The organism is Inquilinus sp., from assembly GCF_057815775.1.
Genome location: NZ_JBYRFX010000796.1, coordinates 1 through 12,914, shown reverse-complemented (window position 1 = coordinate 12,914; position 12,914 = coordinate 1). Strand labels below are relative to the sequence as shown.

The window sequence follows — 12,914 nt, the reverse complement described above, 5'->3', positions numbered from 1 at the left end:
GACCGCCGCTTCTTCGAGATGGGCATCGAGATGGACCGGCCGGAGCTGCAGGCGATTGCCGATAGCCACACGGCGGTAGAAGCGGTGGCCCTGCTGTGCCCGGAATTCGGGCTGCCGCCGGAGCAGGCGGAACGCTGGGTCACGGAATCGGACGAATACCTGGCAAGGCTGGATTTGTCTCCGATCGAAGGCGATCCGACGCCGGACACGGGGTGAGCGCAATCATCCCCACCTGTCATGCCCGTCCTCGGACTTGATCCGAGGATTGATCCGGGCATTTAGAGACTGTCGAGATCCTCTGGATTGCCGGGTCAAGCCCGGCAATGACAGATGGAAGGTGGGGTTGGTTTCGCCCGACCACCGGAACCTGGATGATTTCGCCCTTCCCGCCCCCCGGGAGGGGCCGCAGGCGCTTGCCTCGCAATACCCGCCAAGCACCACCTTCCTTGCATTATGCAAGCAACAATCCTAAATAGTCCCGCCATGCAACGGACCAGCTTCGCCGCGATGGACTGCCCGATCGCCCGTGCCCTCGAGGCGCTGGGCGAGTGGTGGAGCCTGCTGATCCTGCGCGACGCCTTCCTGGGCGTGACCCGGTTCGACGATTTCCAGGCCAGCCTGGGCATCGCCCCGAACATGCTGACCCGGCGTCTGAAGCGGCTGGTCGATGCCGGGCTGCTGGAACGGCACCCCTATTCGCAGCGGCCGCTGCGCCATGACTACCGGCTGACCGCCGCCGGCCGCGACGCCTTCCCGGTGCTGGCCGCACTGGGCGCCTGGGGCACCGGCCACGCCACCGGCGGCAAGATCCTGGTCCAACTGGTCGACCGCGCCGACGGCCGGCGACTGGACCCGATGCTGATCGACCGCCGCAGCGGCGCGCCGATCACGCCCGATACCGCGGAATTCCGGCTTGGCCCCGATGCCGGGGCCGAGGGCCGCGGCCGCGCCGCCCGCATCCTGGCCCGCCGGGCCGAGGACGCCGCAAACACCGTTGCAAACACCGTTTCGGCATGAGGAGCTTCTGACATGCGCCGCATCGTGGTGACCGGGATGGGGGCCGTCTCCCCCTTGGCCAATGGCGTCGAGCCGAGCTGGGCCCGGCTGCTGGCGGGCCGGTCGGGGCTGCGCCGCCTGCCGGAAGACATGGTCGCCGACCTCGGCGCCAAGGTCGGCGGCGTGGTGCCGTCGATCGCGGAGGATCCGGAGGCCGGGTTCGACCCTGACGTCACGGTCCCGTTCAAGGACCAGAAGAAGATGGACCGCTTCATCCTGTTCGCCATGGCAGCGGCGGAGGAGGCGATCGCCCAGTCCGGCTGGCGGCCGACCGAGGCGCGGGCGCAGGAGCGCACGGCCACCATCATCGCCTCCGGCGTCGGCGGCTTTCCCAACATCGTCGAGGCGGTGCGCACCACCGACCAGCGCGGCGTCCGCCGGCTGTCGCCCTTCACCGTGCCGGCCTTCCTGGTCAACATGGCGGCCGGCCAGGTCTCGATCCGGTACGGCTACAAGGGCCCGCTGGGCGCCCCGGTCACCGCCTGTGCCGCCGGCGTCCAGGCGATCGGCGACGCCGCCCGGATGATCCGCAGCGGCGAGGCCGATGTGGCGCTGTGCGGCGGCACCGAGGCCTGCATCGACCGCGTCGCCCTGGGCGGCTTCGCTGCGGCCCGGGCCCTGTCGACCGGCTTCACCGAGACACCGGAGAAGGCATCCCGCCCGTTCGACGCGGCCCGTGACGGCTTCGTCATGGGCGAAGGCGCCGGCCTGCTGGTGATCGAGGCGCTGGAGCATGCGGTGGCCCGCGGCGCCACGCCGATCGCCGAGCTGATCGGCTACGGCACCGCGGCCGACGCCTATCACATGACGTCGGGGCCGGAGGACGGCAACGGCGCCCGCCGGGCGATGGAGATCGCGCTGGCGCAGGGCGGGATCACGCCGGGCGACGTGCAGCACCTGAACGCCCACGCCACCTCGACCCCGGTCGGCGATCGCGGCGAGCTGGCGGCGATCAAGGCGCTGTTCGGCACCGGCGGCACGGTGGCGGTCAGCGCGACCAAGTCGGCCACCGGCCATCTGCTGGGCGCCGCCGGCGGGCTGGAGGCGGTGTTCACCATCCTGGCGCTGCGCGACCAGGTGATGCCGCCGACCCTGAACCTGGAGCACCCGGACCCGGATGCCGGCGGCATCGACCTGGTGGCGCTGCAGGCCCGGCACGGCCAGATCGAGCACGCCCTGTCGAACGGCTTCGGCTTCGGCGGCGTCAACGCCAGCGTGCTGTTCCGGCGCTGGCAAGCCTAAGAACCCGTTCCGCGGCAGCTTCGGTCAGCCGCCGCGGCCCCCGGCCTGCCGGACCATGTCGATGAAGGCGCGCAGCCCGGCCGGCAGGTGGCGGCGGCCGGGATAGTACAGGGACAGGCCGGGCAGCGGCGGCGTCCAGTCCGCCAGCACCCGGATCAGCCGGCCGTCGGCCAGGGCATCGGCCACCACCCATTCCGGCAGGTAGGTCAGCCCGGCGCCGGCCAGCGCCGCGTCCAGCATCAGCTCGGCCTCGTTGAGGATCAGCGGGCCCTGGACGTCGATCTCCAGCGTCTCGCCGTCCCGTTCGAAGTCCCAGCGGAAGATGCTGCCATTCGACATCCGGGCCCGGATGCAGCGATGCGCCAGCAGGTCGCCGGGCGTGCCCGGCCGGGGATGGTGGGCGAAATAGGCGGGCGACCCGACCACGGCGAAGGTCAGCGCCACGCCGAGCGGAATGGCGATCATGTCGCGCGGGATGGCATCGGCCAGCCGGATGCCGGCATCGAAGCCTTCGGCGACGATGTCGACCAACCGCTTGTCGGCGACCAGCTCGACCTGCATGTCCGGATAGCGCGCGAGATACGCCAGCACCACCGGCACCAGGATCTGGCGCGCGCCCGAGATCGAGCAGTTGATCCGCAGCAGGCCCCGCGGTGTGTCGCGGAGGTTGTTCACCGTCTCCATCGCCGCCTGGATGTCGGTCAGGGCCGGCGTGACCTTGGCGACGAAGTCCGACCCCGCCGCCGACAGCGACACGCTGCGCGTCGTCCGGTTGAACAGCCGCACGCCGAGCCGCGCCTCCAGCCCCGCCACGGCGTTGCCGACCGCGGTCGGCGACATGCCGAGGTCCAGGGAAGCGGCGCGGAAGCTGCCGCGCCGGGCAACGGCCACCACGACCTCGAGTTCGATCATCCCGCTTTTGTGCATTGCGCCGATTTCCGGGTCAGGTCATGCCGATTCATCTCACTTATCGGCGCAGTGTCGCACGCCCATCTGAGCTGCAACTGAAAATTCCCACCTGCCGTATCGACACGCTGCACCGCAGGCCCGGCGCGGTCCGATCGCGGCGTGTTTCCTTCGCAAGGTCCGACCTCATGGCATTTCCGCGACACCGCGAGTCTTCGGGCCATCCGCAGGCTTCGGGGCTGGCCCTCGGCATCATCCTGGCCTGCCAGCTGATGATCGTGCTGGACGTGACGGTGCTGTACACCGCCATGCCGCATATCGAGGCCGCGCTGCACTTCACCCTGGCCAGCCTGTCCTGGGTGCAGAGCGCCTACACCCTGGGCTTCGGCGGGCTGATGCTGCTGGGCGCCCGCACCGGCGACATCCTGGGCCGGCGCCGCGTGTTCATCAGCGCCATCGGCCTGTTCACCCTGGCCTCGCTGGCCGGCGGGCTGGCCCAGTCGGCCGAACAGCTGCTGGCCGCCCGTGCGGTGCAGGGCATCGCCGCCGCCTTCGCCGCGCCGTCGACGCTGGCCCTGATGATGACCGGCTTCGCCGAGGGCGAGGCCCGCAACCGGGCGGTGCGGCTGTACACCGCCGTGTCAGGCGCCGGCGGCGCCATCGGCCTGGTGCTGGGCGGCCTGCTGACCGACGCCGTGTCCTGGCGCTGGGTGATGTTCATCAACCTGCCGATCGGCCTGGCCCTGCTGATCCTGGCGCCGCTGGTCCTGCACGAGACCGAACGCCACCGCGGCCGGTTCGACCTCGCCGGGGCCCTGACCGTCACGCTCGGCAGCAGCGCCCTGGTGTACGGCCTGATCCGCGCCGTCACCGATGGCTGGGCCGACCGGCTGACCGGCCTGTCCTTCCTGGCCGGCGCCGTGCTGCTGGCGCTGTTCGTCCGGATCGAGCGGCGGGCCGCGCAGCCGATCACGCCGCTGCATCTGTTCGCCAGCGCCGAGCGGTCCGGCGCCTATGCCGGCCGGATCCTGCTGATCGGCGGCAACCTGGGCACCTTCTTCTTCCTGACCCAGTATGTGCAGACCGGGCTGGGCTACAGCGCGCTGCATGCCGGCTTCGCCTTCCTGGCCCTGGTGGTGCCGCAGGTGCTGATGGCGACCTACGGGGTGAAGCGGCTGCTGCCGTATCTGGGGCACCGGCTGCTGCTGACCGGCGGGCTGGCGCTGGCCCTGGCCGGCATGGTGGGGCTCAGCCGGATCGGCGCCGACATCAGCTACTTCCCGCAGCTGGCCCTGCCGCTGGTCTTCCTCGGCATCGGCACCGGGGCGGCGTTCGTGCCGCTGACCACGGCCGGCATATCGGGGGTGGCACCGCGCGATGCCGGCGCCGCCTCGGGCCTGGTCAACACGGCGCACCAGCTCGGCGGCTCGCTCGGCACCGCGGTGATCGTCGCCATCGTCGGGCCGGTCGGTGACGCCGCGGCCCCGCTGTTCGACGGCACGCCTGCAGCGCCGGCGGTCCGGGCCGCGCTGACCCATGCGATGACGGTCGCGGCCACCGGCTCCGCGGTGTTCTTCGGGCTGGCCCTGGTCGTGGCGCTGCTGACCATGCGGCGCACGACGCACCTGGAACCGGCCGCCGCCGCCGCGGGAGAAGGCTGAGCCATTGCAAGCGTAGCCAAACGGCGCCGGGCTGCAATCCGCAGGACATCCGGCACGGCTACACAGGCAGGACGGCACGTTCCGGTGCCGGGCCTTCGTCCACCGGTCGGGGGCATCATTGCCACGATCGAGGATTTTCATGCGGTACATTCTGATGCTGGGCCTGGTGGCCCTCGCCGGTTGCGTCGGGTCCGGGCAGGGCGGCAGCACCGGGTCGATCCCGACGGGCTCGCTGCCGTCGGGCTCGCTGCCCTCGAGCCTGAGCGGGCTCACCCTGCCCAGCGACCCGTCCAGCGCCTCGCTGTCGAGCATCACCGATCAGGCCAAGCAGGTGCTCGGCGGATATTGATCGCAGCCGGAAGCGGATCTCAGACGGTGAGGTCCGCTTCCGGCACGGAGTTTTTCGGCCGGCGCGGGTCGTAGAGCACCGCGATCGGATCGCCCGGCTTCGGGCGAGGCCAGAGTTCGCGCGGCCGGCTGCTGCCATCATGATCGCAGCCCTTCGCATCGCGGAAACGATAGTGGACGGCAAGCAAGTGAGGCAGAGGCTTGAGCAGCCCCTTCCTCGGCCCTGGCAGCGTTGCCAAGACCTCAGTTCGGGTCACGACGGCCTCGACCGGCACGCCATGACGGGCCAGGCGCCAGCGCCGGACCGTGTTCCGGCGGACGATCCAGAACAGCGGGACAAGACAGAGCAGGACCACCGACCCGGCTGCGGCGGCGGAACCGTAGCGGCCGGGGACGGTCCACACCTGCATTCTCGCGGGCGCGCCAGGCAGGAAAGTGCAGGCCAGCAGGGCACAGAACGCCATCCCGACCAGGATGGCCACAAGACCGCTGTCCCAGGCGATCCGCCAGAATCCCTTGCGGCGGCGGGCTGGCCCGGCGCTGTCGATATCTGATCCGTGAGTCATCGGTCCGCTGCCCTCCCCCATCGGTCCATCATAGCAGCACCGGAAAGGCGTCGCCGCAGCTCGAAACAAAATGTCTCCACGCCCGCATCCGGCGCAACTCTGGCATGATATAGGTCAGTCTCGTTGACATAAATCGGGGCCGCGTGGTTCCGTCTGTCTCGACGCCGGGAACCGGCGCGCCCGAGAAGACTGACCGAGGACCGACCGATGACCATCGGCGAGACCCATTACGCCACCCGCGCCGCCAACATGCGCGCCTCCGAGATCCGCGAGCTCTTGAAGCTGCTGGACCGGCCGGGCGTCATCTCCTTCGCCGGTGGCATCCCCGACCCCGCCTTGTTCCCGACCGACATCATCCGCGACGGCTATGCCGCCGCCCTCGAGGCCGGCGGCGCGGCGCTGCAATATTCGGTCAGCGAGGGCTATCTGCCGCTGCGGCAGTGGCTGGTGCGGCACATGGCGTCGATCGGCGTGCCCTGCACCATCGACAACATCGTCATCACCTCCGGCTCGCAGCAGGGGCTGGACTATCTCGGCAAGCTGTTCCTGTCGCCCGGCGACACCGCGCTGGTGACCTGGCCGGCCTATCTCGGCGCGCTGCAGGCCTTCAACGCCTATGAGCCGCGCTACGACCGGCTGGCGCCGGAGCACGGCAACACCACCCCTGCCGCCTATCGCGAGGCGGCCGCGGCGGCGGGCAGCCGGGTGCGGCTGGCCTATGCCACCACCGATTTCGCCAACCCGTCGGGCGAGACGCTGAGCCTGGGCGGGCGCGAGCGCCTGCTGGCGCTGGCCACGGAGCTGGACATCCCGGTGATCGAGGATTCCGCCTACCAGGCGCTGCGCTACGACGGCGAGGACGTACCGCCGCTGCTGGCGGTGGATGTGGCGGCGCAGGGCGGCGACATCGACCGCAGCCGCGTCATCCATTGCGGCAGCTTTTCCAAGACCCTGGCCCCGGGCCTGCGCATCGGCTGGATCTGCGCCGCCCGCGGCGTGGTGCAGAAGCTGGTGCTGACCAAGCAGGCGGCCGACCTGCACACCCCCACCATCAACCAGATGGTGATGCACCACGCCGCCGAGCACGCCTATCCCGCCCAGGTCACCAAGATCCGCGCCGCCTATCGCGACCGGCGCGACCATATGCTGGCAGCGCTGCAGCGGCACATGCCGGCGGGGGTGAGCTGGACCCGGCCGGAGGGCGGCATGTTCATCTGGGTCACCCTGCCCGAGGGGCTGGACGGCGCCGAGCTGCTGGCCCGGGCGGTGGAGCAGGGCGTCGCCTTCGTGCCCGGCCGCGCCTTCCACGCCGACGGCACCGGCGCCAACACCCTGCGCCTGTCCTTCTCCCTGGCCGACGCCGCGGCGATCGAGACCGGCATCGGTCGCCTCGGCACGCTGATCGCGGGGGCGGCACAGGCAGCCGCATAGGGTCGGCGGGGCCCATCTTGCATACTGACTAGCGGTCAGTCAGTATGCGTCCGGCATTGGTATGCGGGGCTGAGATGGATGGCGGCGTTACAGATCCGGCGGAACATGCCGACAGGCAGGATGGGCCCGCCCGGCCCGCCGGCCTGTTCGGCCACCGGCCGTTCCTGCTGTATTTCTGGGCCCGCGGCTGTTCCGAATTCGCCTACCAGATCGCCGGCGTGGCCGTCAGCTGGCAGGTCTATGCCCTGACCGGCAGCGCCTTCGACCTCGGCCTGGTCGGGCTGGTGCAGTTCATTCCGTCGGCACTGCTGGTCTTCGCCGCCGGGCATGCGGCGGACCGGTACCGGCGCCAACGGGTGGTCCAGGCGTGCCAAGCCGTCCAGGGGCTGATCGCAGTGGTGCTGGCCTGGGGCAGTTTCGCCAGCTGGCTGACGGTGCCGCAGATCTTCGCCGCCGTGGCGCTGTTCGGCGCCGCCACGGCGTTCGAGAACCCGGCCGGCACCGCCCTGCTGCCGAGTGTGGCGCCGGCGGGCCTGCTGCAGCGGGACACCGCCCTGTCGACCGGGTCGTTCCAGGTGGCGATGATCAGCGGCCCGGCGCTGGGCGGCTTTGCCGCGGCCCTGTCCCCCGGCGCGCCCTATGCCGTCATGGCGGCATTCTGGCTGCTGGCGGCGCTGCTGAACGGCGCGATCCGGACGAACCGGCCGGTCACGGCACCCGACGACGACCCGCCGAGCTTGGCCAATCTGTTCGCCGGCGTCGGCTTCGTCAGGCGCAATCCGGCAATCCTGGGCACGATCTCGCTCGACCTGTTCGCGGTGCTGCTGGGCGGGGCGACGGCGCTGCTGCCGATCTACGCCCGGGACATCCTGCAGGCCGGGCCCTGGGGCCTGGGCGTGCTGCGCGCCGCACCGGCCGCCGGCGCGCTGCTGATGACCGCGGTGCTGGCCCGCCACGCGATCCGGCGCCGGGTCGGGCTGCGCATGTTCCAGGCCACCATCGTCTTCGGCCTGGCGACGATGGTGTTCGCGGCGTCGCGGTCGATCGCCCTGTCGGTCCTGGCGCTGGCTGTGATGGGCGCGGCCGACACGGTCAGCGTGGTGATCCGCGTCTCGCTGGTGCAGCTGGCGACGCCGGACGGGATGCGCGGCCGGGTCGGGGCGGTGAACTTCCTGTTCATCAACGCCTCCAGCCAGCTCGGCGAATTCGAGAGCGGCATGACCGCGGCGCTGTTCGGCGCCATGCCCGCCGCCGTGCTGGGCGGGCTGGGCACCATCGCCGTGGCGCTGCTGTGGATGAAGCTTTTCCCGGCGCTGCGGCGGGTCGAACGGCTGGAGTGAACCGCCCCCGGCCGGGGGCCGGTTGGCCAGCATGGCCGGGCAATGATACCCTGTCGGCGGCGGACGGATTGCGGGCCGTCGGAGGGGGACGACGTCACCGCCATGGCGGACGCGGCTTTTGATTTCGAGCATTTCATCGCCCTGGACCGACAATCGATCCGGGTCCAGCTGGCGGCGGGAGCCGTGCTGCTGGCCGTGGGCGGCTTCGGCCTGTTCGGCGCGTTCGGCGGGCTAGTCCAGCCCGGCGCTGCGAATATCGAGATGATCACCAAGGCGGCCGGCGGCGCCATCAGCCTGGCCGGGCTGTTCCCGTTCAACAATTGCTGGGCGCGGTGGGAGCGGATCAAGACCCTGCGGGCGATCCGGCGCAACCCGTCGGCGCTGGACGCGGACAGCGAACACGAGCTGGTCCGCAAGCTCTACGCCAAGTTCCTGGGGGTGTGAGGTGACGATCGCGCCATCGCCGAGCTATGAGCAGTTGAGCGACCGGATCGAGCGCGGGCACCGCCGGTCGCTGCTGCGCACCGTGGTGCTGAGCATCGCCATCCTGGCCGTCGCGGCCGGGCTGCTGTTCGTGACGCTGCAGGCGCTGGAGCGCGCCAACCGGCAGCTCGACGGCGCCAACCAGCAGATCGCGTCGGCCGACCAGGAGTTGCAGGCGGTGACCCGGAAGATCGCCACGACCAGCGCCGGCGTTGCAGTGGTCCAGGCCGGGCTGGCGACGGTGCAGATCTCGCTGCAGGCGGCGACGCAGCGGGCGGCCGCGCTGCAGGCCCAGGTGGCGGCGCAGCAGACCCAATTGGCGCAAAAGCAGGCGCAGCTGGCGGCGGCCCAGACGGCGCTGGCCGATGCGCTCGACCTCGGCAAGCAGGTCTACACGCTCAATTGGGGCGAGCTGAAGCTGATGTATGTCGAGAACGGCCCGGCGGTCGAGGTGCTGGAGGTGGTGCAGCAGATGAAGGACCAGTTGCGCTGGGGCCTGGCCAACACCAAGGAGGGCGGCTACACCTCGCCCGGTTTCGCCCGGCTGGTGCTGCAGCAGCTGCGCCGGCTGCCGCCGGACGGCGACCTGGCCGCCCTGCCGCGCGACGACGGCCCGCCGCAGCCCGGCGACGTCGTGCTGTATGACAGCGGCTACGCCCTGTTTTATTTCCGCGACCATGAGCGGCGGGAGTTCGTGATCGGCATGACGCCGTTCGGCGTGGCCTCGCTGAACTACGATTTCGGTGTCAAACGCACCGGCGTGCTGCGCAGCGGCTTCCCGCAGCCGTGACAGGGCTGCGAGCGTGCGGCTTGCGTCGCGGGCCGGAGTGCGGTTCAACAGCCGGATGACCATCCCAGCGGATTCCGCACCGGCCGATGAGGCCGACGACACCGACCAGCAGACGCCGGCCGATACCTGCCCGCATTGCCTGAAGCCGAAGACGATCTGCGTCTGCGACGGCATCGTGCCGATCGACAACCGCATCGCCCTGCTGATCCTGCAGCACCCGCAGGAGCAGAGCCAGGACCTGGGCACCGCCCGGCTGGTGGTGCGGCACCTGACCAACGCCGAATTCCGCATCGGCCTGTCCTGGCCCAGCCTGTCGAAGATCCTGGACCGGCCGGCCGACCCGAAGCGCTGGGCGGTGCTGTATCTCGGCTCGATGCAGCCGGAGGATTTCCCGCCCGGCCGCGAGATCGCGGTGCTGGACCGCAAGGGCCAGCCGGTGGCCGACCAGGACACGGCGCTGGCCGGGATCGAAGGCGTGGTGGTGCTGGACGGCACCTGGAGCCAGGCCAAGACGCTGTGGTGGCGCAACGCCTGGATGCTGAAGGGCCAGCGCATCGCGCTGAAACCGCGGCACCCGTCGCTGTACGGCAAGCTGCGGCGCGAACCGCGGCGGGAGGCGCTGTCGACCCTGGAATCCGCCGCCCTGCTGCTGAGCCGGCTGGAGGGGCGGCCGGAGATCGAGACCGCCCTGCTGGGCACCTTCGCCCGCATGCTGGAGCGCTATCGCGAGGCCCGGGGAACCGGAGCGCACAAAGCCGGCCCCGGCGGATCCCGCCCCAAGGGGCCGGGACGGCCGCGCCGCCCCGGCGCCCGCAGGCCCGGCCCGCGCCGGTAGACGCCGGCGGGGGCCGGACTCGCCCCTATTTCTCGGTCGCGGCGCAGGAGGCCAGCGGGCCGGCCGCCGCCGCGGTCTTCGCCGGGCCGAAGGTCAGGAAGCTGAGCGCAGCCAGCACCCAGACGCCGATGCCGCCATACAGCATCACCAGGCCGAAGCCGTGCATCAGCGCAGCATGGACCACGGCGCCGGAGGGGTCGAGCGACGCGAGGTCCGGCGCGGCCTGGCCGAGCGAGGTCACGGTGCCCGCGGCGATCTTCGCCGCCAGCGCACCCAGCGGCAGGGCATCGCTCGCCCCTGGGACAGCGTCCTTCAGATAAGACAGGATGCCCTGCAGCAGCACGAAGCCCATCAGCGCGATGTTGATCGCCAGGGTGATCAGCCGGGCGCTCATGTCGATGCCGGATGCCATGCCGGCGCGGGTGCTGGGCACCGAGCCTGTGGTGGTGTTGGTGACGGGGGTGTTGGTCAGCCCGAGCCCGATCCCGGCCAGCAGCGCCCCCGGCAGCACGGTCAGCCAGCTGGCATGGTCGACGCCGCTGCCGACCCGCATCAGGATGAAGCCGAGGCCGATGGTGAACAGGCCGGCCGGAATGACCAGGCCGGGCCGATAGCGCAGCGCCAGCCGTTCGCCCAAAGGCGGCACCACCAGGGTGGGCAGGGTGTAGGCCAGCAGCGACAGCCCGGCGGTGACGCTGTCATAGCCGAGGCCGGCCTGGAAGAAGATCGGCAGGTAGATCATGAACGGCCAGAAGCTGAAGTTCATGCCCATCGACCCGAACAGCGCGCCCGAGAAATTCCGGATCCGGAACACCGAGAAGTCGAACATCGGGCGACGGCTGATCTTCTGCGAAACGATGAAGGCAACAAAGCTGACGGCCGCGGCGACGATGATGGCGATCGCGGCCGGGCTGGCGAAGCCGAGATCCGGCCCCTGGGTGATGAAGTAGGCCAGGCCGAACACCGCCAGCGACAGCGTGGCGATGCCGGCGACATCCAGCCTTTCCGCCTGCGGGTCGCGCGATTCCGCGATGCCGACCCCGGTGAGGGCCAGGGTCACGACGGCGATCGGCACATGCACCAGGAACACCCATTGCCAGTTCGACACGGCGACGATCAGGCCGCCGATGATCGGGCCGAAGCCGAGGCCGATGCCGAAGACGATGCCCCACAGGCCGAAGGCGCGGCTGCGCTCCCGCCCCTCCTGGAACTGGTGCGACAGGATGGCGATCAGGCAGATCAGCATGGCGCCGCCGCCCATGCCCTGCAGGAAGCGGCTGACGATCAGCACCAGCGCGCTCTGCGCCAGGCCGCAGATCAGCGAGGTGACGCCGAACAGCACCAGGCTGGCGACGAAGACGCGCTTGCGGCCATAGCGGTCGGCCAGCGTCCCGGTCGCCATCAGCACCGTGGTGCAGGCGATGGTGTAGGCGTTCATGATCCATTGCGCGTCCTTGAAGTCGGCGTGCAGCACCGCTTCCAGGGTCGGCAGGATCACCGGCACGCTGGAGATTTCCAGGCCGAACATCAAAGCGGCCAGGCAGACGGCCGCCAACGCGACCGCGTTCCGGGTGGAATGCGAAAGGCTCATGGGTCTTTCTCTCAGGGCTCGGGCCCGGCGCGGATGGCGGTGCCGCGGGGCCGGGCGATGGAGAAAGTCTGGCCCGATCGCACTCATGACAGAAATGATTTTATTTTGTAGAGTCCATTTTCCGCCATCATCAATGGTCCGGCCATGGACTTCGACCCGACCCTGCTGCGCGCCTTCGTCGCCGTCCAGGAAACCGGCGGCTTCACCCGGGCGGCGCAGCGGCTGAACCTGACCCAGTCGGCGATCAGCCACCAGATCCGGCGGCTGGAGGAGCAGGTCGGCCGGCAGTTGCTGCACCGGACCACGCGCAAGCTGACCCTGACCGAGGATGGCGAGGAGTTCCTGCGCCATGCCGGCCAGATCCTGACCGCGCTCGACTCCCTCACCCGGCGCTTCCAGCCTTCCCCGGTCTCGGGCGTCGTGCGCTTCGGCGTGCTGGAGAACTTCATGGGCGACCGGCTGGTGCCGCTGCTGGGCTAGTTCACCCGCGCCTTCCCGACCGTGCGGCTTGAGGTCTATGTCGATGTCTGCCTCGACCTGCGCGGCAAGATCGCGGAGGGCGAACTGGACCTCGCCGTGGTGACCACCCTGGCGGCGCCGCCGGAGGAGACGGTGCTGCGCCCGGCCCAGTTCGTCTGGGTCGCGGCCGAGACCTTCGACCCGCC

Annotated in this window: 14 protein-coding genes; 11 read left to right on the top strand and 3 right to left on the bottom strand. The window is 70.6% G+C overall.

Annotated elements, in window-relative coordinates; genetic code table 11:
• From AC3XYG_RS28365 to fabF, 3 genes are all read left to right on the top strand, one after another.
• The coding region (locus AC3XYG_RS28365; protein WP_489143231.1) for a hypothetical protein at positions 1 to 216 on the top strand (216 nt) is incomplete at its 5' end.
• A 267-nt stretch (positions 217 to 483) separates the two neighbouring features.
• Positions 484 to 1,017 (top strand): winged helix-turn-helix transcriptional regulator, encoded by a 534-nt coding sequence (locus AC3XYG_RS28360; RefSeq protein WP_489143230.1) that lies wholly within the window; start codon positions 484 to 486, stop codon positions 1,015 to 1,017.
• 12 nt (positions 1,018 to 1,029) lie between these two features.
• Positions 1,030 to 2,298 (top strand): beta-ketoacyl-ACP synthase II, encoded by a 1,269-nt coding sequence (gene fabF, locus AC3XYG_RS28355; RefSeq protein ID WP_489143229.1) that lies wholly within the window; start codon positions 1,030 to 1,032, stop codon positions 2,296 to 2,298.
• A gap of 24 nt (positions 2,299 to 2,322) precedes the next feature.
• Here the strand turns inward: fabF and AC3XYG_RS28350 are convergent, their stop codons facing one another.
• Positions 2,323 to 3,210 (bottom strand): LysR family transcriptional regulator, encoded by an 888-nt coding sequence (locus tag AC3XYG_RS28350; protein WP_489143228.1) that lies wholly within the window; start codon positions 3,208 to 3,210, stop codon positions 2,323 to 2,325.
• A 182-nt stretch (positions 3,211 to 3,392) separates the two neighbouring features.
• Here AC3XYG_RS28350 and AC3XYG_RS28345 point away from each other — a divergent pair, with 182 nt between their 5' ends.
• Together AC3XYG_RS28345 and AC3XYG_RS28340 are read left to right on the top strand one after the other, a co-directional pair.
• Positions 3,393 to 4,865, top strand: a complete 1,473-nt coding sequence (locus AC3XYG_RS28345; protein WP_489143227.1) for an MFS transporter — start codon at positions 3,393 to 3,395, stop codon at positions 4,863 to 4,865.
• A 139-nt stretch (positions 4,866 to 5,004) separates the two neighbouring features.
• Positions 5,005 to 5,214 (top strand): hypothetical protein, encoded by a 210-nt coding sequence (locus tag AC3XYG_RS28340; RefSeq protein ID WP_489143226.1) that lies wholly within the window; start codon positions 5,005 to 5,007, stop codon positions 5,212 to 5,214.
• A 19-nt stretch (positions 5,215 to 5,233) separates the two neighbouring features.
• On the opposite strand, the gene AC3XYG_RS28335 is transcribed toward AC3XYG_RS28340, so the two are convergent.
• A complete protein-coding gene (locus tag AC3XYG_RS28335; protein WP_489143225.1) occupies positions 5,234 to 5,800 on the bottom strand; it encodes a DUF3592 domain-containing protein in 567 nt (188 codons plus the stop codon).
• A 186-nt stretch (positions 5,801 to 5,986) separates the two neighbouring features.
• Between AC3XYG_RS28335 and AC3XYG_RS28330 the strand changes: the two genes are divergently transcribed.
• The 5 genes from AC3XYG_RS28330 to AC3XYG_RS28310 all read left to right on the top strand — a co-directional run bounded on the left by AC3XYG_RS28330 (position 5,987) and on the right by AC3XYG_RS28310 (position 10,658).
• A complete protein-coding gene (locus AC3XYG_RS28330; protein ID WP_489143224.1) occupies positions 5,987 to 7,210 on the top strand; it encodes an aminotransferase-like domain-containing protein in 1,224 nt (407 codons plus the stop codon).
• A 74-nt stretch (positions 7,211 to 7,284) separates the two neighbouring features.
• Positions 7,285 to 8,550 (top strand): MFS transporter, encoded by a 1,266-nt coding sequence (locus AC3XYG_RS28325; protein ID WP_489143223.1) that lies wholly within the window; start codon positions 7,285 to 7,287, stop codon positions 8,548 to 8,550.
• Positions 8,551 to 8,652: 102 nt separating this feature from the next.
• Entirely contained in the window at positions 8,653 to 8,994 is a 342-nt protein-coding gene (locus AC3XYG_RS28320; protein ID WP_489143222.1) for a hypothetical protein, read from the top strand.
• A 1-nt stretch (position 8,995) separates the two neighbouring features.
• Positions 8,996 to 9,823, top strand: coding sequence for a hypothetical protein (locus AC3XYG_RS28315; protein WP_489143221.1), 828 nt, complete (start codon positions 8,996 to 8,998; stop codon positions 9,821 to 9,823).
• Positions 9,824 to 9,878: 55 nt separating this feature from the next.
• The gene (locus AC3XYG_RS28310) at positions 9,879 to 10,658 is read left to right on the top strand and encodes a tRNA-uridine aminocarboxypropyltransferase (protein WP_489143220.1); all 780 of its coding nucleotides are present in this window, start codon (positions 9,879 to 9,881) and stop codon (positions 10,656 to 10,658) included.
• Positions 10,659 to 10,683: 25 nt separating this feature from the next.
• On the opposite strand, the gene AC3XYG_RS28305 is transcribed toward AC3XYG_RS28310, so the two are convergent.
• Positions 10,684 to 12,249, bottom strand: coding sequence for an MFS transporter (locus AC3XYG_RS28305; RefSeq protein ID WP_489143219.1), 1,566 nt, complete (start codon positions 12,247 to 12,249; stop codon positions 10,684 to 10,686).
• 144 nt (positions 12,250 to 12,393) lie between these two features.
• On the opposite strand from AC3XYG_RS28305, the gene AC3XYG_RS28300 reads away from it, so the two are divergent.
• Positions 12,394 to 12,729, top strand: a complete 336-nt coding sequence (locus AC3XYG_RS28300; RefSeq protein WP_489143218.1) for a LysR family transcriptional regulator — start codon at positions 12,394 to 12,396, stop codon at positions 12,727 to 12,729.
• Positions 12,730 to 12,914: the final 185 nt, after the last annotated feature.